Annotated in this window: 16 protein-coding genes; 6 read left to right on the top strand and 10 right to left on the bottom strand. The window is 63.6% G+C overall.

The window, feature by feature from the left end; genetic code table 11:
- Positions 1–239 precede the first annotated feature (239 nt).
- Positions 240–2,192 (top strand): autotransporter domain-containing protein, encoded by a 1,953-nt coding sequence (locus tag AC07Y9_RS19590; RefSeq protein ID WP_102678873.1) that lies wholly within the window; start codon positions 240–242, stop codon positions 2,190–2,192.
- Between the two features lie 181 nt (positions 2,193–2,373).
- On the opposite strand, the gene AC07Y9_RS19585 is transcribed toward AC07Y9_RS19590, so the two are convergent.
- The 4 genes from AC07Y9_RS19585 to AC07Y9_RS19570 form a co-directional block, all read right to left on the bottom strand.
- Positions 2,374–3,285 (bottom strand): SdiA-regulated domain-containing protein, encoded by a 912-nt coding sequence (locus tag AC07Y9_RS19585; RefSeq protein WP_053263023.1) that lies wholly within the window; start codon positions 3,283–3,285, stop codon positions 2,374–2,376.
- A gap of 115 nt (positions 3,286–3,400) precedes the next feature.
- The gene (locus AC07Y9_RS19580; protein WP_102678874.1) at positions 3,401–4,330 is read right to left on the bottom strand and encodes an SdiA-regulated domain-containing protein; all 930 of its coding nucleotides are present in this window, start codon (positions 4,328–4,330) and stop codon (positions 3,401–3,403) included.
- A gap of 188 nt (positions 4,331–4,518) precedes the next feature.
- The gene (locus AC07Y9_RS19575; RefSeq protein ID WP_007932846.1) at positions 4,519–5,184 is read right to left on the bottom strand and encodes a fumarylacetoacetate hydrolase family protein; all 666 of its coding nucleotides are present in this window, start codon (positions 5,182–5,184) and stop codon (positions 4,519–4,521) included.
- A gap of 55 nt (positions 5,185–5,239) precedes the next feature.
- Positions 5,240–6,634: an FAD-binding oxidoreductase gene (locus AC07Y9_RS19570; protein WP_087092482.1), complete on the bottom strand. Its 1,395-nt coding sequence runs from the start codon at positions 6,632–6,634 to the stop codon at positions 5,240–5,242.
- Positions 6,635–6,838: 204 nt separating this feature from the next.
- Between AC07Y9_RS19570 and serA the strand changes: the two genes are divergently transcribed.
- Complete coding sequence (gene serA / locus AC07Y9_RS19565) at positions 6,839–8,068, top strand: phosphoglycerate dehydrogenase (RefSeq protein WP_007932850.1); 1,230 nt, start codon at positions 6,839–6,841, stop codon at positions 8,066–8,068.
- A gap of 89 nt (positions 8,069–8,157) precedes the next feature.
- Here the strand turns inward: serA and AC07Y9_RS19560 are convergent, their stop codons facing one another.
- Entirely contained in the window at positions 8,158–8,592 is a 435-nt protein-coding gene (locus AC07Y9_RS19560; protein ID WP_102678875.1) for a DUF4399 domain-containing protein, read from the bottom strand.
- A 133-nt stretch (positions 8,593–8,725) separates the two neighbouring features.
- Between AC07Y9_RS19560 and AC07Y9_RS19555 the strand changes: the two genes are divergently transcribed.
- Positions 8,726–9,499, top strand: a complete 774-nt coding sequence (locus AC07Y9_RS19555) for a transporter substrate-binding domain-containing protein (RefSeq protein WP_087092483.1) — start codon at positions 8,726–8,728, stop codon at positions 9,497–9,499.
- Positions 9,500–9,594: 95 nt separating this feature from the next.
- Here the strand turns inward: AC07Y9_RS19555 and AC07Y9_RS19550 are convergent, their stop codons facing one another.
- Both AC07Y9_RS19550 and AC07Y9_RS19545 read right to left on the bottom strand, forming a co-directional pair.
- Entirely contained in the window at positions 9,595–10,077 is a 483-nt protein-coding gene (locus tag AC07Y9_RS19550) for a 2-thiouracil desulfurase family protein (protein WP_102678876.1), read from the bottom strand.
- 2 nt (positions 10,078–10,079) lie between these two features.
- Complete coding sequence (locus tag AC07Y9_RS19545) at positions 10,080–10,712, bottom strand: 2OG-Fe(II) oxygenase (RefSeq protein ID WP_009051368.1); 633 nt, start codon at positions 10,710–10,712, stop codon at positions 10,080–10,082.
- 171 nt (positions 10,713–10,883) lie between these two features.
- On the opposite strand from AC07Y9_RS19545, the gene AC07Y9_RS19540 reads away from it, so the two are divergent.
- Positions 10,884–11,636: a DUF2059 domain-containing protein gene (locus AC07Y9_RS19540; RefSeq protein WP_102678877.1), complete on the top strand. Its 753-nt coding sequence runs from the start codon at positions 10,884–10,886 to the stop codon at positions 11,634–11,636.
- Positions 11,637–11,772: 136 nt separating this feature from the next.
- On the opposite strand, the gene bipL is transcribed toward AC07Y9_RS19540, so the two are convergent.
- Positions 11,773–12,696 (bottom strand): phospholipase BipL, encoded by a 924-nt coding sequence (gene bipL / locus AC07Y9_RS19535; RefSeq protein WP_097134717.1) that lies wholly within the window; start codon positions 12,694–12,696, stop codon positions 11,773–11,775.
- Between the two features lie 109 nt (positions 12,697–12,805).
- On the opposite strand from bipL, the gene AC07Y9_RS19530 reads away from it, so the two are divergent.
- The gene (locus AC07Y9_RS19530; RefSeq protein WP_102678878.1) at positions 12,806–13,384 is read left to right on the top strand and encodes a DUF6436 domain-containing protein; all 579 of its coding nucleotides are present in this window, start codon (positions 12,806–12,808) and stop codon (positions 13,382–13,384) included.
- Positions 13,385–13,490: 106 nt separating this feature from the next.
- Positions 13,491–15,902 carry a penicillin acylase family protein gene (locus AC07Y9_RS19525; protein ID WP_102678879.1) on the top strand — a complete coding sequence of 804 codons (2,412 nt, stop codon included), beginning with the start codon at positions 13,491–13,493 and terminating at the stop codon, positions 15,900–15,902.
- Positions 15,903–16,055: 153 nt separating this feature from the next.
- Here the strand turns inward: AC07Y9_RS19525 and AC07Y9_RS19520 are convergent, their stop codons facing one another.
- Together AC07Y9_RS19520 and AC07Y9_RS19515 are read right to left on the bottom strand one after the other, a co-directional pair.
- Positions 16,056–16,946: an ABC transporter permease subunit gene (locus AC07Y9_RS19520; RefSeq protein ID WP_023967929.1), complete on the bottom strand. Its 891-nt coding sequence runs from the start codon at positions 16,944–16,946 to the stop codon at positions 16,056–16,058.
- Positions 16,943–17,824 (bottom strand): ABC transporter permease subunit, encoded by an 882-nt coding sequence (locus tag AC07Y9_RS19515; RefSeq protein ID WP_169916015.1) that lies wholly within the window; start codon positions 17,822–17,824, stop codon positions 16,943–16,945. Before AC07Y9_RS19515 ends, AC07Y9_RS19520 begins: the two co-directional genes overlap by 4 nt.
- Between the last annotated feature and the right edge of the window lie 35 nt (positions 17,825–17,859).

Below are 17,859 nucleotides of genomic sequence, written 5' to 3'. Positions count from 1 at the left end.
GCCCTGCCCTCCCGCACCAACCTCGCCACTACCGCTACTTTTCGCCGCATTTAGCCGCAGAAATATCCGGATTCGCGCACCAGGTCTCAGTGCGGCCCACGACTTCCGGTATCAAATCCGTTACAAATTAACGCCAGGCGACGTTCGGTTTAAGCAATGCGCCAATACAAGGTCGCCCAAGGAATGAGGCGCGCATTGTGCAACTGCCCCCGTTTTTTCATCCCTCAAGGAAGATCACCGTGCTCAAGCCCCTCACGCTTGCCGTCAGTCTCGCCAGCGTTCTGCTGTCCACCCAGGCCTTCGCCTATGAATACGGCGAACACGCCGCCACCACCCTCGACAAACTGATCAACGACTACCCCGGCCGCTACCGTGGCACCGCCAACTTCGCCGGTGCCGCCGACTGGATGCAGAGCCAGATGGGCAGCGCCTACGGCATCAGCCGCCAGGACTTTTCCTGGACCGCCGGCGGCAACAGCCGCAGCTCGCAAAACGTGGTGGCCTACGCCGCCGGGACCAAGCCGCAATACGTGGTGGTCGGCGCGCACTTCGATACCTATTTCGGCCGCCCGACCCTGCAAGGCCTGGACGACAACGGCTCCGGCGCCAGCGTGCTGACCGAAATCGCCCGCAACCTCGGCGGGCTGCAGCTGGAAAACGGCTTGCAGGTGGTCGGCTTCGGCGCCGAGGAAGAAGGCCTGCGCGGCTCCAGGGCGTTCGTCGATTCCCTCAGCACCAGCCAGCGCGCCAACATGCTGGCCATGATCAACCTCGACAGCCTGATCACCGGCGACATGATGTATGCCCACGCTGGACAGAACAGCAGCGCCAACCCGGCCCTGGCCTCGTTGCGCGAACATACCCTGCAGATCGCCAGGGAACTGCAGATCAATCTGTTCACCAACCCCGGCCTCGACCCGGCATACCCCGCGGGCACCGGCTGCTGCAGCGACGGCGAAGCCTTCGAAGGGCTGAACATCCCGATTCTCTACATCGAGGCCACCAACTGGGAAATCGGCGACCTGGACGGCTACACCCAGACCACCAACCCGGCCATCCCCGGCGGCTCCACCTGGCACGATCCCGCCGAGGACAATAAGGCGGTGCTGACCAACGCCTTCGGCCAGGAACGCATCGACCAGCGCCTGCGCGATTACTCGCGCCTGCTCAGCCGCCTGGTCCTGGAGCTGACCAACGCCGACCTGCTGGCCTCCACCGCCTCCGGCGGCGCTGTGGCGCGCAACCAGCAGGATCATCTGCAACGCCAGCATCAGGCCATGGTCCGGCTGCACGACCGGCGCTGGCTGACCTTGCAGGCGATGGGCCGGGAAGCCGGCAGTTTCGATGGCGAGATCGGCATCGACGGCGAATACAGCCCCGACAGCGGTTTCGACAGCGCGCCCAATCCCGAGGCGCGTCGGCTGGGGGTGCATGCCTTGGGCGACTACCAGCTCAATTCGAGCCTGAATGTCGGCGCCAGCCTCAGCTACCAGAACGGTCGCGACAGACTCGAGCACCGCGGCAAGCTCGACAGCGATACCTGGCAGGCGGCGGTCTACGCCTTGCTCAATGATGGCGGCCCGCAATGGCTGGCCGGCGACCTGAGCGTCGGGCGCACCCGCTTCGAGTCCAAGCGCAACCTGGTGATCCAGGCCAACGGCGGCCCGGTGCTGCTGAACCAGAAACTGACGGGCGATACCGACGCCCTGACACTGGGCGCCCGCATGCTCGGCGGTTACGACCTGGACTTCGGTGCAATCAAGAGCGGCCCCTTCGCCGGCCTCGATTACACCCACTACCGCATCGACCGCTTCCACGAGAAGCAGGACCTGCGCACGGCGCTGAGTTATGAGGAGCAATCATTCGATTCGCTGGAGGCCAGCCTCGGCTGGCGTGTTCGCGGCGCCGTGGCCCTGCCTTACGGCATGAGCCTGCTGCCCTATGGCGACCTGGCCTGGGTCAAGGAGTTGGCGGATGGCCGCCTGGACGACCTGGACCTGACCAGCCGCGCCGATGGTCAAGTGCGCGTGGCTCGCCTGGGCGGCGTGGACAAGAGCTTCGGCCGCGCCCAGCTCGGCAGCCAGCTGGCGATCACCCCGCAGCTGGGGCTGTACGCCGAGGTCAACGGCCGGATCGGCCACGCCGAAGGCAGCCAGACCGGCTACTCCCTCGGTGTGCAGTGGCAGTTTTGAACGCGCGTTGGTAGCCGCTGGCGAGGCTGCGAGACTGCGTACGAGGTGGGCGGTATTGCGACGCAGTCCTCGCAGGTTCGGGGTATGCGGACGGTCTGGGAGGTTGGGGTTGTCTGGTTTGCGGCCGCTGCGCGCCCGGGCGCAGCCTCGCGGGCTCGGCAGCGGCTACAGGGCTACAGGGCTACGGGGCGGGTTTCTTGAAGACGTAGAACAGGTTCGGTTCGCTGACCAGGTACAGGGTGCCGTCGTCGTCCATGGCAATGCCTTCGGCCTGCGGCACCGTGGCCTGCAAGCCTTGCCGGCCCTTGCGCAGCGACATGGTGCTCAGCGGCCGGCCATCCACGTCCAGCTCCAGCACCAGCCACGATTCATCCGACAGCGCCAGCAGATGCCCGGTGCGCTCGTCGTATTGCAGGCTGGACAGGTCACGCACGAACAACCCGGCATCGCGCTTGGGGTTGTTGACCACATGCACCGCGTAGGATTTCTCCGGGTCGTAATGCGGGAAACCCTTGACCTCGTAGATCAGCATCGGGTCGCGTTCCTTGGCGACGAACAGGCGCTTGCCCACCGAATCGTAGGCCAGGCCCTCGAAGCCCTTGTTGCCGCTCATGTGCACACCCAGGGTCATCTGCTCGGCGTCCGCCGCGTCGAGGAACACCGTGTCCTCCTCCAGATGGATCTTGATCAGCCGCTGCTGGCGCTCGTCGGTGATCACGTAGGTGTCGGCGCTGATGAACTCGACCGCTTCCGGGTCGCCAAACCCGGTCAGGGCGATGCGCCGCAGAATGCGCCCGTCGAGCGACAGCTCGATCAGCTCGGCATTCTTGTTGGTCACGGTGAACAGGCTTTTGCGCACCGGATCGTAGGTCAGCGCCGAGACGTCATCCAGGCCTTCGATCTTTTGTGCTTCGAGAGTCACCCGATAGCCATCAAGGCCAATGGCATCGGTGTTGGCCGGCTGCGACATGACCCGCCAGTTGAACCACAGGCGCTCGAAGTAGCGGTGGTGCTGCCCGGCAATGCCCAGCAGCACCAGCACGATAAAACACAGGAGGAGGAACAGCGGTTTGGGATAGGCGAGTCGACGCATGCTGGCAAGCTCAAATACAAATCAGGCGGATGAAATATCACAGCCGGATGAATTTAAACTTAATCGCAGCGGGCGTATGCCGGATCATGGCCTTTTGCCGCCAGAAACCTCTGAATCAGTGCTTCTCAAAGCGATAGAACAGGTTGGGTTCGCTGACCATGTACAGGTTGCCCTGCTCATCCATGGCCACGCCCTCGGCCCGCGGAATGGTGTCTTTGAGGCCATTGAAACCGCCCAGCAAGGTCATGAAGCTGACTTGCTCGCCGGTTTCGTCCAGCTCCAGCAACATGTGCGAATCGGCGGACAGCACCAGGGTATGACCGGTGCGAGGGTCGATGCTCAGGGCGGACAGGTTGCGCAGGTCCAGCTCATCGCTTTCCAGTTTCTGCTTGTCACCCTTGAGGGTCTGGCTGCCGTCGCTGTTCCAGGTGAACAGCGCCGGCGGACGCTCCTCGCCCAGCAGCAACTGCTGCTTGCGCGCATCCCAGGCCACGGCTTCGAATGCCTTGTTCTGGTCCTGCGAAGGCCCCAGGTCGTATTTCGGGAAGTCGGAAATATTCAGCTCGCGGGTATTGGCATCTACCTTGACGATGGTCAGCAGGTGATCGCGCTCGTCGACAATCCCCAGCAGGCCGTTCCCCATGACCGTCACCCCTTCCGGGTTGCTCCAGCCCACCAGCGGCATCTTGCGCAGCACATCGCCCTGCAGGTTCAACTCGACCAGGAACGGGTTCTTGCCCATCACCGCAAACAGGGTCTTGGTCTGCGGGTTGTAGGCCAGGTCGGAGGCCTCGTCCTTCTCCATGCCCGGCAGTACCTTGGCGTCGATGACCGCGCGGTAATCCGGCAGCCAGACACTTTCCTGGCGCTCGGCCGGGGTTTCGAAACGCTCCAGCACCCAGAGCAGGCCACGGTCGTCCCAGTGCATGGCAATCGCGACGCCATAGCTCACGATGCCCGCCAGCAACAGCCAGGAATACCAGCGCATGGCGAACAATCCGCGGCGGCGAACAGTTTGAAGCTCGGGGGTGTGAGGCACGGACATGGGAGCGCGTTCCAGAAAACCAGCTATGGGTAATAGCACATCGGGGCAGACTCAGACGTCTGTAATCGGAAAATTATCCAGAACGGATGTGAAAAAAACGGCAAAAGTTCGGAAATGCCCGAGGCGCCGGCCCTTTCGCTGAAGAGGCCCGCCCATTGCAGGCGAGCCTCGCGTCGAAAACCGCTGGATCAGCTAACCCGACTTTCGAAGCGGCTGACGCCCGGCAGCTCCAGCACCAGCTCGTCGCCCACGTTCAGCGGACCGACGCCCACCGGCGTACCGGTCAGGATCACGTCGCCCGCCTGCAGGGAGAAGCAGCCGGCCATGTACTGGATCATCGGTACGATCGGGTTGAGCATGATGCTGCTGTTGCCGTCCTGACGGACCTCGCCGTTGATGGTCAGGCGAATATTGATGTCGGTCAGGTCCGGGAACGTACTGCCGACCACAAAGGGCGCCAGCACGCAGGCGCCGTCGAAGCACTTGGAGATTTCCCAGGGCAGGCCCTTGGCCTTGAGCTCGGCCTGCTTGTCGCGCAGGGTCAGGTCCAGGGCCGGGGCGAAACCGGAGATGGCATCCAGCACTTCTTCGCGGCTGGGCTGGGTCGACAGTGGCTTGCCGATCAATACCGCGATTTCCGCCTCGTAATGCACGGAGCCACGCTCGGTGGGGATGGCAAAACCGCCTTCCAACGGCACCACGCAACTGCCCGGCTTGATAAACAGCAGCGGCTCGGTCGGCACCGGATTGTCCAGTTCCTTGGCGTGCTCGGCATAGTTGCGCCCGATGCACACGATCTTGCCGACCGGGAAATGAATACGGGTACCGTCGACATACTGGTGCTGATAGCTCATTACCGACTCCTGCTCGTTTGGTTCATCAGGTACCGCTGCTTGAGTGACCCTTAGGTCAAACAGCGAAAATCTTGCCCGGGTTCATGATGCCGTTCGGGTCGAACACCGCCTTGACCGCCTTCATGTAGTCGATTTCCACCGGCGAACGGCTGTAGGTCAGGTAATCGCGCTTGGTCATACCCACCCCGTGCTCGGCGGAAATCGAGCCGTTGTACTTCTCGACAGTCTCGAACACCCACTTGTTGACGGTGGCGCACTTGGCGAAGAACTCGTCCTTGCTCAGGTCGTCCGGCTTGAGGATGTTCAGGTGCAGGTTGCCGTCGCCGATGTGGCCATACCAGACCACTTCGAAGTCCGGGTAGTTTTTCGCGACGATCGCGTCAATATCCTTCAGGAAAGCCGGCACCTTCGACACCGTGACCGAAATGTCGTTCTTGTACGGGGTCCAGTGCGAGATGGTCTCGGAGATGTACTCGCGCAACTTCCACAGGTTCTGCAGTTGCTGCTCGCTCTGGCTCATCACGCCGTCCAGCACCCAGCCCTGCTCCACGCAATGCTCGAAGGTGGCCAGGGCATCGTTGGCCACGTCCTCGTTGCTGGCTTCGAACTCCAGCAGCACATAGAACGGGCAGTCGGTCTCGAACGGCGCCGGGACGTCGCCGCGGCCGAGGATCTTGGCCAGGGCCTTGTCGGAGAAAAATTCGAAGGCGGTCAGGTCGAGCTTGCCCTGGAAGGCATGCAGCACCGGCATGATCGAGTCGAAATCCGGCGTACCGAGCACCATCGCCGTGAGGTTGTTCGGCGCGCGCTCCAGGCGCATGGTGGCCTCGACCACGAAGCCCAGGGTGCCCTCGGCGCCGATGAACAGCTGGCGCAGGTCGTAGCCGGTGGCGTTCTTGACCAGGTCCTTGTTCAACTCCAGCAGGTCGCCCTTGCCGGTGACCACTTTCAGGCCGGCCACCCAGTTGCGGGTCATGCCGTAGCGAATCACCTTGATCCCGCCAGCATTGGTGGCGATATTTCCGCCAATCTGGCTGGAACCGGCGGAAGCGAAGTCCACCGGGTAATACAGGCCGCTTTCTTCGGCGCGGTTCTGCAACTGCTCGGTCACCACGCCCGGCTGGCAGACCGCGGTGCGGTCGGTCAGGTTCAGGTCGAGGATCTGGTTCATGTAGTCGAAAGACACCACCACTTCGCCATTGGCCGCCACGGCGGCAGCCGACAGGCCGGTACGACCGCCGGACGGCACCAGCGCGACCTGGTGCCGGTTGGCCCAGCGCACGATGGCCTGGACCTGCTCGATGGTCTTGGGAAAGACGATGGCGCTCGGCGCCGGGGCGAAGTGTTTGGTCCAATCCTTGCCGTAAGCATTCAGGGAGTCGGCATCGGTCAGGACCTTGCCAGCCTCGACCAGGGTCTTCAGCTCATCAATCAGCGCAGGATTGGTCATCGACAGAACTCTCGAACAATTCATGGTCATCCTGAGAACGCTTCACGTCGCAGGAACGAGTGTTTCGCGGGGTCCGTATGCTAGCATACGACCCCCCGCAGAATAGTGCCGAAGGGCGTTCTGCGGCGACGGCTTTCCTGCCGTCCGGGTCAGCATCTGTTGACCATTTCCTGCCATTTTTCTCCGGGACACAGGTTTACGCAGATGAGCAAGACTTCTCTCGATAAGAGCAAGATCAAGTTCCTTCTTCTCGAAGGCGTCCACCAATCGGCTGTCGACGTCCTCAAGGCCGCGGGCTACACCAGTATCGAGTACCTCACCGGTTCTCTGCCGGAAGCCCAGCTGAAGGAAAAGATCGCCGATGCGCACTTCATCGGCATTCGCTCCCGCACCCAACTGACTGAAGAAATCTTCGATCACGCGAAGAAGCTCGTCGCTGTTGGCTGCTTCTGCATCGGCACCAACCAGGTCGACCTCGACGCGGCTCGCGAGCGCGGTATCGCGGTGTTCAACGCACCGTACTCCAACACCCGTTCCGTAGCCGAACTGGTGCTGGCCGAAGCGATCCTGCTGCTGCGCGGTATCCCAGAGAAGAACGCCTCCTGCCACCGTGGCGGCTGGATCAAGAGCGCGGCCAACTCCTTCGAGATCCGTGGCAAGAAGCTGGGCATCGTCGGCTACGGCTCGATCGGCACCCAACTGTCGGTCCTGGCCGAAGGCCTGGGCATGCAGGTGTTCTTCTACGACACCGTGACCAAGCTGCCACTGGGTAACGCCACCCAGGTCGGCAACCTGCACGAGCTGCTGGGCATGTCCGACATCGTCACCCTGCACGTTCCGGAAACCGCTGCCACCCAGTGGATGATCGGCGAGAAGGAAATCCGCGCCATCAAGAAAGGCGGCATCCTGATCAACGCCGCCCGCGGCACCGTGGTCGAACTGGACCACCTGGCCGCAGCGATCAAGGACAAGCACCTGATCGGCGCCGCCATCGACGTGTTCCCGGTGGAGCCACGCTCCAACGACGAAGAGTTCGAAAGCCCGCTGCGCGGCCTGGACAACGTGATCCTGACCCCGCACATCGGCGGCTCGACCGCCGAAGCCCAGGCCAACATCGGCCTGGAAGTGGCGGAGAAGCTGGTCAAGTACAGCGACAACGGTACTTCGGTATCGTCCGTGAACTTCCCGGAAGTGGCCCTGCCGGCTCACCCTGGCAAGCACCGCCTGCTGCACATCCACGAGAACATCCCGGGTGTGATGAGCGAGATCAACAAGGTCTTCGCCGAAAACGGCATCAACATCTCCGGTCAGTTCCTGCAGACCAACGAGAAGGTTGGCTACGTGGTGATCGACGTCGACGCCGAATACTCGGAGCTGGCGCAAGAGAAGCTGCAACACGTCAACGGCACCATCCGCAGCCGCGTGCTGTTCTAAGCACTCGCTGGCAATAAAAAGGGAGGCCCTGGGGCCTCCCTTTTTATTTACAGGCAGTTTCGTTTACAGGCAGTTTTTACCGTCCGCGCTTACTTGACGGTGATGGTGATCTTTTCCGAAACGATTGGCGGGTCGAACGGCACGTGGTTCTTGTCGCCCAGCTCCAGTTGCAGGGTGTGCTTGCCCGGGGCCAGGGTCAGCTCGGTTTCGGTCTGGGCCTTGCCGAAGTGGATATGCTGGGCGTCGGCCGGGATCGGCATGTTTTCCGCTGGCAGCTTGTCGACGTCGACCAGCAGGTGGTGGTGCCCGGTGTGCGGAGTCTGGTCGCCGGCGGGCGCCAGGGAAATGTCGCTGACGCCGAACTTGACCTTGAAGGTCTTGGCCACGGTATCGCCATTGACCGGGGTGACGATAAATACAGAAGCACCTTCCGGCGCCTTGGTGCGAGGCATATCCGCAGAAGCCAGCATCGAGGCCCCCAGCAGCAGGCCGGCCAATGCAGCACGAGATATAAAGGTTTTCATTCTATTCTCCAGTTTTTCCGCAAAATCGGTACGGTTATGACAACTTCGTGGCATATCGTTGTCGAAGGGCAATCAACACCATAGCAAAGCGAGCCTGAACAGCGCATCGCACATATAAATTCAAGGAGTGACCATGCGTTTCCTGCCTGGCCTGATACTTTTGCTACCTCTTGTGAGCACTTACGCTCAAGCCGAACTGATCGACGATGTGAACGATCGCGGGGAACTGCGTATCGCGCTGGAAGCCAACACCCCGCCCTTCAACTTCAAGGACGACGGCAAACTCACCGGCTTCGAAGTCGAGCTGGGCCAACTGCTCGCCCGGGAACTGGATGTGCGGGCGGACTTCGTGGTCGCCGACGCTGCCGACCTGCTACCTGGCGTCGAAAGCGGCCGCTACGACATCGCCATCAATCACGTAGCAATGACCCCGGAACTCAAGGATCGTTTCGACTTCAGCGAGCCTTACAGTTATTCCAGCGCACAATTGATCGTACGCAAGGAAGAAGAGCGCGCGCTGGGCAGCCTGCAGGCGCTCCAGGGCCAGGCCCTCGGCGTGGCCCAGGGCAGCCAGTTCGCCGAGCAGGCACGCACCGTTGAAGGCATCGACCTGCGCAGCTACCCGAACGCCCAGCAACCCATCAAGGATGTGGCCGACAAGCAGCTCGACGCGGCCATCAGCGACCGCCTGCTGATCCCCTACGCCATTCGCGACAGCCGCTTGCCGGTGAAGGAAGGCGCCAAGGTCGGGCCGACCCTGAGCCTGGCGATCCCGTTCCAGAAAGGTAACCCGGCGTTCCAGGCGAGCCTCGATGGCGCGCTGCAGCGCATCAAGGCCGATGGCCGGTTGATGGCGTTGTCGGAAAAATGGTTCGGCATGGATGCGAGCAAGCCCCCCAAGCCTTGATGTTGTAGTCGCTGCCGCAAGGCTGCAGCCGCGGAAAACTTGATATCGCCGAGGTCCTGCGGACCTTTCGCAGCCTGCGGCAGCGGCTACAGGGGCTAGAGCGCCGCCAGGGCTGCGGCGGCCTCGCCCAGTTCCAGCTCGCTGAACACTTGCACCCCGGCGCGCTTGAGCAAGGCGGCGGTGACGCCCTCGCCGCTGACCTTGACCCCGCTGAAGCTGCCGTCATAGGTCAGCAGGTTGCCGCAGGACGGGCTGTTGGCCTTGAGCACGGCGATGCGAATCCCATGCTCGCGTACCAACTCCAGCGCCTGCCGGGCGCCGCTGAGGAACTCGGCGCTGACATCCTCGCCCTCGGTGGTGATGACCCGCGCCAGGCCATCGAGCACTTCACCGCCCTGCCCGCCGGGTATTTCCGCGGCCGCCCGTGGCGTCGGCAAGCCGCCGGCGACTTCCGGGCACAGCGCAACCACCCGGCCCTCGGCCTGCCAGCGCGCCAATTGATCGAACGGCCCGCTGGCCGCCCCGTCGTAACGCACGCGATGGCCCAACAGGCAGCGACTGACCAGGATCTTGTGCATGATCAGAACGGCTCGTTGCCACGACGGCGGAACCAGCCCGTCAAGGACAGGCGCTCCCGGGTCGCGGGCAGGACTTCGTGGGGCACCTCGCCGGAGAGGAACACCACCAGCCGGCCGCCGGCGGGATCCACGTCGTATTCGCTCTCGCCATCGAAGTACATGCGCAGTTGCCCGCCCTGCTCCGGCAGCCAGTCCTGGTTGAGGTAGATCACCGCCGATACCATGCGCCGGTCATCGTCGCGGAAACGGTCGACGTGCTTGAGGTAGAACGCTCCTGGTGGGTACAGCGCGAAATGGCTTTCGAAGTCTTCCAGGCCGAGGAACAGCCCGCGGTTCAGCGCCTCGCGCAGGCTGTCCATCAAGCCCAGGTAGGTATCGCAGCAGTCGGCCTGGCCGGGCTCGAGCCACTGGATATGATCGCCACGGATCCCCTCGCGAATCTCCTGCGCCGGGCCACGGCCAACCGCCGCTGGCGCCAGCTCGCCTTCGGCCGCGCGCTTGCGGCACTCGGCCGCCAGCTCCAGGGTCAGGGCTTCTGGCAGGAAGATGTTCTGCTGCGACCAGCCACGGGTGGCCAGGTCATCGACAATGCGTAACAGCAGGGGGTGATCAGAGGGTATTTGCATGGCGCGCATAGTATCCACACCCAGATGAATCCGACAGATCCGCGAGATAATTCTGACCAAGCAGCCTGGCGCTGCCTCTGTTCGTCGTTCGATCGGACAGTTTGCGTACTGAACCTGATACGAATTCTCGACAACCATCGCCTCGCCCCGGAGAATAGTGGGCTGCCGACAGGAGTCCTTATGCGCCGTTTGCTTTTTTCACTGTTGATGTTCTGTGTGTTGCCCGCCTGGGCAGACGGCCACGACCAGTTGTACAAGGTCGCCGGCTGGCCGGAACAACGCGCGCATTTCAACGATGCTCTTACCGCCGCCCAGCAGCGTTACCAGAATAGCCTGCCACCAGCGGTCTATCAGGCCCTGGTCAATAACAGCAACCAGCGCTTCGCGCCGCAGGCCATGGACCGCCGCGCCCAGACGCAGTTGCGGCAGAATCTCGCCGATCCGAAACCGGCCCTGGCGTTTTTCCAGTCGCCGCTGGGGCGCAAGATCGTTGCCGCCGAACTGCTGGCGACCCGCCGCGACCAACTGGCGAAGAATGCCCAGGGCCTGCCGAAGATGCAGGCCAGCGATACCCGTCAATTGATTATCGGCCACCTGGCCCAGGCGCTGCCGGCCCGTGAAGCCGGCGCGGAAGTCAGCCTGGCCATCGCCGGGGTGGCTGCCGACAGCCTGAGCCAGATGATCCCCGGCCTGCTGGGTGCCGGCCAGGCGCAGAACATGCTCAACGGCCAGCGCCAGCGGCTGATGGTGCAGATCGGCAACGACCTGAACAACACCCTGCTGTACGTCTATCGCGACCTGTCCGACCCCGAGCTGGAAGAGTTCGCCAACTTCGCTGAGTCCGCCGAAGGCAAGGCCTACTACCAAGCCGCCCTCGCCGCGATCCGCGCCGGGCTGGCCGTCGGCCAGAGCACCTCGAGCCTCGCGCCCTAGGCGCCCCTTGTAGCCGCTGCCGCAGGCTCGGGCCGCGTTCGGACGATCACCGGTACGGTCGCGCCGATCTTGCGACCACTGAGGTCCTGCGGACCTGTCGCAGCCTGCGGCAGCGGCTACAGGCGCGTGAATACCTTCAAAGATGCTGGTTCAGGAAGGCGAAGTATTCCTGGCGAATGCGCGCCGCCTCGTTCGCCAGGTGATGCCGCGCCTCGGGCAGCATCAGCACCTGGGGCTGCTGGAACTTCTGCCGGATCACCTGCAGGTTGTGCTGCCAATCCACTGTCATGTCCGCCTGCCCCTGAACGATCAGCGGCTGCCGGCTGCTGCGCGGGGCCAGCTCGATGCGCTTGATCCACTGCGCCAGCGCGCCGACCCAGGCAGTCGGCAGGCGCAGGGGTTGCAACGGGTCGCGCTGCAGGAACGGCAGGAAATCGGGGTCGGTGGAGTTCTCGCTGAAGCGCCGGGCGATGCCTTTGACGAAAGGCCGGAGCATGTAATAGCTGAGCTTCGACCAGCCCCAGGCACGCGGGCGCACCAGCGGCGAGAGCAGGATCACCTGGCCCTGGGCCGGGCTCTGCGCGCCCTGGTTGAGCAAGTGATCGATCACGATCGCCCCGCCCGTGCTTTGCCCGCACAGGTGCCAGGGCTGGGGCAGATCGAGGGACCGGGCTTCGTCGAACAAGCCTTGCAGCACCGCCTGGTACACCGCGAAATCATCGATGCTGGCGCGCTCGCCGCTGGACAGGCCGTGACCCGGCAGGTCGCAGGCAATCACCGCCCACTGCCGCTGCAGCGCCCACTCGATCACATGCCGGTACAAGCCCATGTGATCGTAGAAACCGTGCAACAGAAACAAGGTCGCCACTGGCTGCTCGGGCCACCAGACCTGGCCGACCACCTCAAAACCGCCGACCGCGAAACGCCCCAGCCCACGCTTGACCGGCAGATCCAGCCCATAGAAACGCTGATAGGCCTGCGCCTGGGCCGAGAGCGGCTGCGCCTCGGCCAAGGGCCGCAGGCTGGCGCGCAGAAGGTCGGGGTCGAAGGTCGCAGGCATAAGGGGTTTCCCAGGGTGGCGCGGAACGCGAAACAGGCTTTATCGGCCTGCGATATTCATCTGTCGGGGCAAGCATGGCAAGCTACGCGACCTTCGAGGAATGATCCGTATGCGTCTGCCCTACCGCACGACCCTGCTTGCCAGCCTGCTCGCCCTCCTGTGCGCCGGGGTGCTGTGGGTCGCCTACGACTGGTTCCAGGGACGCTTCCTGCGCACCTTCAGCGAACACACCGCGGTGTTTTCCGGCGACCCGCTGCAACTGCCGCCCGGGCTGGCCGGCGAAGGTGCCATCCGCCTGGTGCATTTCTGGGACCCGGCCTGCCCGTGCAATGTCGGTAACCAGCAGCACCTGGCCGAGCTGATCGAACACTACGGCCCACAGGGCGTGGAGTTCTACTCGGTGCAGAAGGCCGGCAGCCACGGCCAGTTGCCCACCACCCTGAGCCGCCTGAAAATCCTCGACGGCTTGCCCGGCTCGGAGCAGATCCCCGCCAGCCCGGCCGTGGCGATCTGGGACCGCAATGGCACCCTGGCCTATTTCGGCCCCTACAGCGAAGGCCTGACCTGCAATTCCAGCAACAGCTTTATCGAACCTATCCTCCAGGCCCTGCACGAAGGCCGCGCGGTCAGCGCCACCCACACCTTGGCGGTGGGCTGTTATTGTCCATGGCCGAAACAGACGGATTAAGGCATTCCTGACTTTTCCCAGACAACGGATGCCCGGCACAGAAGGCCTGTGCTAAATGTTTGCCTTCCCCACGGCAGGCAAATCGCAGAAAGAACAAGGAGTCACCATGAAACGCAGCCTGACCGTACTCGTCGTCCTGATCCTTGCCCTTGCCGCGGGAGGGGGCTGGTACCTGTACAGCAAGCAGCCGTCGCGCCAGGGCCAGGTCGAACTGGAGCGCCTGCAGGGCTCGGTCACGGTGCGCTACGACGAACGCGGCGTGCCGCATATCCGCGCGGAAAATGAAACCGACCTGTACCGCGCGCTGGGTTATGTCCACGCCCAGGACCGGCTGTTCCAGATGGAAGTCATGCGGCGCCTGGCCCGCGGCGAGCTGGCCGAGGTACTCGGCCCCAAACTGCTCGACACCGACAAACTGTTCCGCAGCCTGCGCATCCGCGAGCGCGCCGACAGCTACGTCGCCGGGCTGGATCGCCAGTCCCCTGCCTGGAAGGGCCTGCAAGCCTACCTGGACGGGATCAACCAGTATCAGAACAGCCATCCGCAACCGATCGAATTTGATGTCCTCGGCATTCCCAAGCGTTCCTTCACTGCCGAAGACAGCATCAGCGTCGCCGGCTACATGGCCTACAGCTTCGCCGCGGCCTTCCGCACCGAGCCGCTGCTGACCTACGTGCGCGACCAGCTCGGCAGCGACTACCTGAAAGTCTTCGACCTCGACTGGCAGCCCAAGGGCGCCCTGGCCAAGGGTCGTGGCCCGCTGGCGCCAAGCCTGGCCGCCAGCGACTGGCAGGACCTGGGCGCCATCGCCCGGCTGAGCGAGCAGGCCCTGGCCGACGCCGGCCTGCCGCAATTCGAGGGCAGCAACGCCTGGGCGGTGTCCGGCAGCCGCACCAAGAGCGGCAAACCGTTGCTGGCCGGCGACCCGCACATCCGCTTCGCGGTGCCGTCGGTGTGGTACGAGGCCCAGCTGTCGGCACCAGGCTTCGAACTCTACGGTCATCACCAGGCGCTGGTGCCCTTCGCCTTTCTCGGCCACAACCTGGACTTCGGCTGGAGCCTGACCATGTTCCAGAACGACGATCTGGACCTGATCGCCGAGAAGGTCAACCCGAACAACGCCAACCAGGTCTGGTACCGCGGCAAGTGGGTCGACCTGGTCAACAGCGAGCAGCAGATTGCGGTGAAGGGCCAGCCGCCGGTCACCCAGATCCTGCGCCAGTCGCCCCACGGGCCGATCATCAACGATGTGCTCGGGGCCAATGCCGGCAAGACGCCGATCGCCATGTGGTGGGCCTTCCTCGAAACGCCGAACCCGATCCTCGACGGCTTCTACCAGCTCAACCGCGCCGACACCCTGGCCAAGGCCCGCAGTGCCGCGTCCAAGGTCCAGGCGCCGGGCTTGAACATCGTCTGGGCCAACGCCAAGGGCGACATCGGCTGGTGGGCCGCGGCACTGCTGCCAAAACGCCCGATCGGCGCCAAGGGCACGTTCATCCTCGACGGCAGCACTTCGCTGGCAGATAAGGAGGGCTTCTACCCGTTCAGTGCCAACCCGCAGGAAGAAAACCCGGCGCGCGGCTATATCGTTTCGGCCAACTTCCAGCCGGTCTCACCCACCGGCATGGAGATTCCCGGCTACTACAACCTCGCCGACCGTGGCCAGCAACTGGACCGCCAGCTCGGCGACAAGAGCGTGAAATGGGATATCGACGCCAGCCAGAAACTCCAGCTGGGCACCACCACCGCCTATGGCCCGCGCCTGCTGGCGCCGCTGCTGCCAATCCTGCGCGAAGTAGTGAGCGACCCGCAGGAGCTCAAGCTGGTGGAGCAACTGGCGCAGTGGAAAGGCGACTACCCGCTGGACTCCACCAGCGCCACCCTGTTCAACCAGTTCCTGTTCAACCTCACCGACGCGGCCTTCCATGACGAGCTGGGCGACGCCTTCTTCGACACCCTGCTGTCCACCCGGGTGATCGACGCCGCGCTGCCACGCCTGGCCGCCTCCGCCGACTCGCCGTGGTGGGACAACCGCAACACCCTGGGCCACGAAAGCCGCGCCGACACCGTCAGGGTCGCCTGGCGCGCCAGCCTCGCTCATCTCAAGGCGACCTTTGGCGACGACTCGACGAAATGGCTGTGGGGCCAGGCGCATACCCTGACCCACGGTCATCCGCTGGGCCTGCAGAAGCCCCTGGACCGGGTGTTCAACGTCGGCCCGTTCGCCGCACCGGGCACCCACGAAGTGCCGAACAATCAATCGGCCAAGATCGGCCCGGCGCCCTGGCCGGTGACCTATGGTCCGTCCACCCGGCGCCTGATCGACTTCGCCGATCCGGCCCACAGCCTGAGCATCAACCCGGTCGGGCAAAGCGGCGTGCTGTTCGACAAGCACTATCAGGATCAGGCCGAGGCTTATATCGAAGGGGTGTACCAGCAGGCGCACTTCAACGAAGAAGAGGTCACGGCCAATACCCACAGCACTCTGAAGCTGTTGCCCGCGCGGACGGCGCAGTAACCCCTGTGGTGAACGACGCCTGACCCGCAGCAGCCAGCTTGGCTGGCGATCCAGTCGACGCGGCACTCAAGGCCGGGGCCACCCCCGAAAACGACATCGCCCCTGAACAGGGGCGATGTCTTGTCGCGGTCAACGCCTTGCGGCTGGCGCGTATCAGGCCGCTTCCGGGGCCTGTGCGCGGCGCACGTCCGGCTGTTTCCAGGAATCGGCCGCGGCCTCTTCGATGGCTTGCTGGATGGCGCGCTTGCGCCGCTCTTCGGCCTGGCGGCTGAAGTACCAGACCAGGAAGGTCACCAGCGACACCGCCAGCAGGATCAGGCTGGCCACGGCGTTGATCTCCGGTTTCACCCCCAGGCGCACCGCCGAGAACACTTCCATTGGCAAGGTGGTGGAGCCCGGGCCGGAGACGAAGCTCGCCAGCACCAGGTCGTCCAGGGACAGGGCGAAGGACATCATGCCGCCGGCCGCCAGCGATGGCGCGATCATCGGGATGGTGATCAGGAAGAACACCTTCCACGGCCGCGCGCCGAGGTCCATGGCCGCCTCTTCGATGGACAGGTCCAGCTCGCGCAGACGCGCCGACACCACGACCGCCACATAGGCCGCGCAGAACGTGGTGTGGGCGATCCAGATGGTGACGATGCCGCGTTCCTGCGGCCAGCCGATCATCTGCGCCATGGCCACGAACAGCAGCAACAGCGACAGGCCGGTGATCACTTCCGGCATCACCAGCGGCGCGGTGACCAGGCCGCCGAACAGGGTGCGGCCCTTGAAGTGGGTGATACGGGTCAGCACGAAGGCCGCCAGGGTACCCAGGGCTACCGCGGCGATCGCGGTGTAGCAGGCGATCTCCAGGGAGCGCACCACCGAGCCCATCAGTTGCGAGTTGTCCAGCAGCCCGACGTACCACTTCACCGACCAGCCGCCCCAGACCGTCACCAGCTTGGAGGCGTTGAACGAGTAGATCACCAGGATCAGCATCGGCAGGTAGATGAACAGCAGACCCACCACCAGCATCAGGTTCGAGAAACTGAAGCGCTTCATTCCTTGCCCTCCATTTCTTTGGCCTGACTGCGGTTGAAGAGAATGATCGGCACAATCAGGATCGCCAGCATCACTACTGCCAGGGCCGATGCCACCGGCCAGTCACGGTTGTTGAAGAACTCTTGCCAGAGCACTTTACCGATCATCAGGGTTTCCGGACCGCCGAGCAGTTCCGGGATCACGAACTCGCCCACCACCGGGATGAACACCAGCATGCAGCCGGCGATGATGCCGTTCTTCGACAGCGGCACGGTGATTTTCCAGAAGCTGTTGAAAGTGCTCGAACCCAGGTCCGAAGCGGCTTCCAGCAGGCTGGTATCGTGCTTCACCAGGTTGGCGTAGAGCGGCAGGATCATGAACGGCAGGTACGAATAGACCACGCCGATATACACCGCCAGGTTGGTGTTGAGGATCTGCAGCGGCTCATCGATCAAGCCCATGCTCATCAGGAAGCCGTTGAGCAGGCCGTTGTTGCTGAGGATGCCCATCCAGGCATAGACGCGGATCAGGATCGCGGTCCAGGTCGGCATCATGATCAGCAGCACCAGCACGGTCTGCAGCTCTTTGCGGGCGCTGGCGATGGCATAGGCCATCGGGTAGCCGATCAGCAGGCACAGCAGCGTGCTGAAGAACGCCATCTTCAGCGAACCGAGGTAGGCGGCGATATACAGTTCGTCGTCGCCGAGCATCGCGTAGTTGCCCAGGTTGAGCAGCACCTGCAGCTTCTGGTCGATGAAGCTGTAGATCTCGGTGTACGGCGGAATGGCCACGTCCGCTTCGGCGAAGCTGATCTTCAGGACGATGAAGAACGGCAGCATGAAGAACAGGAACAGCCAGAGGAACGGAACCCCGATGACCATCTGACGGCCACCGGGAATTATTCGATTGAGGCGGCGCTTGAGCTTTCGCATGT

It is taken from the genome of Pseudomonas sp. GW456-L12 (assembly GCF_059424045.1).
Note: the sequence above shows the minus strand (reverse complement) of the source record. Positions and strands in the feature narration are given on the sequence as shown.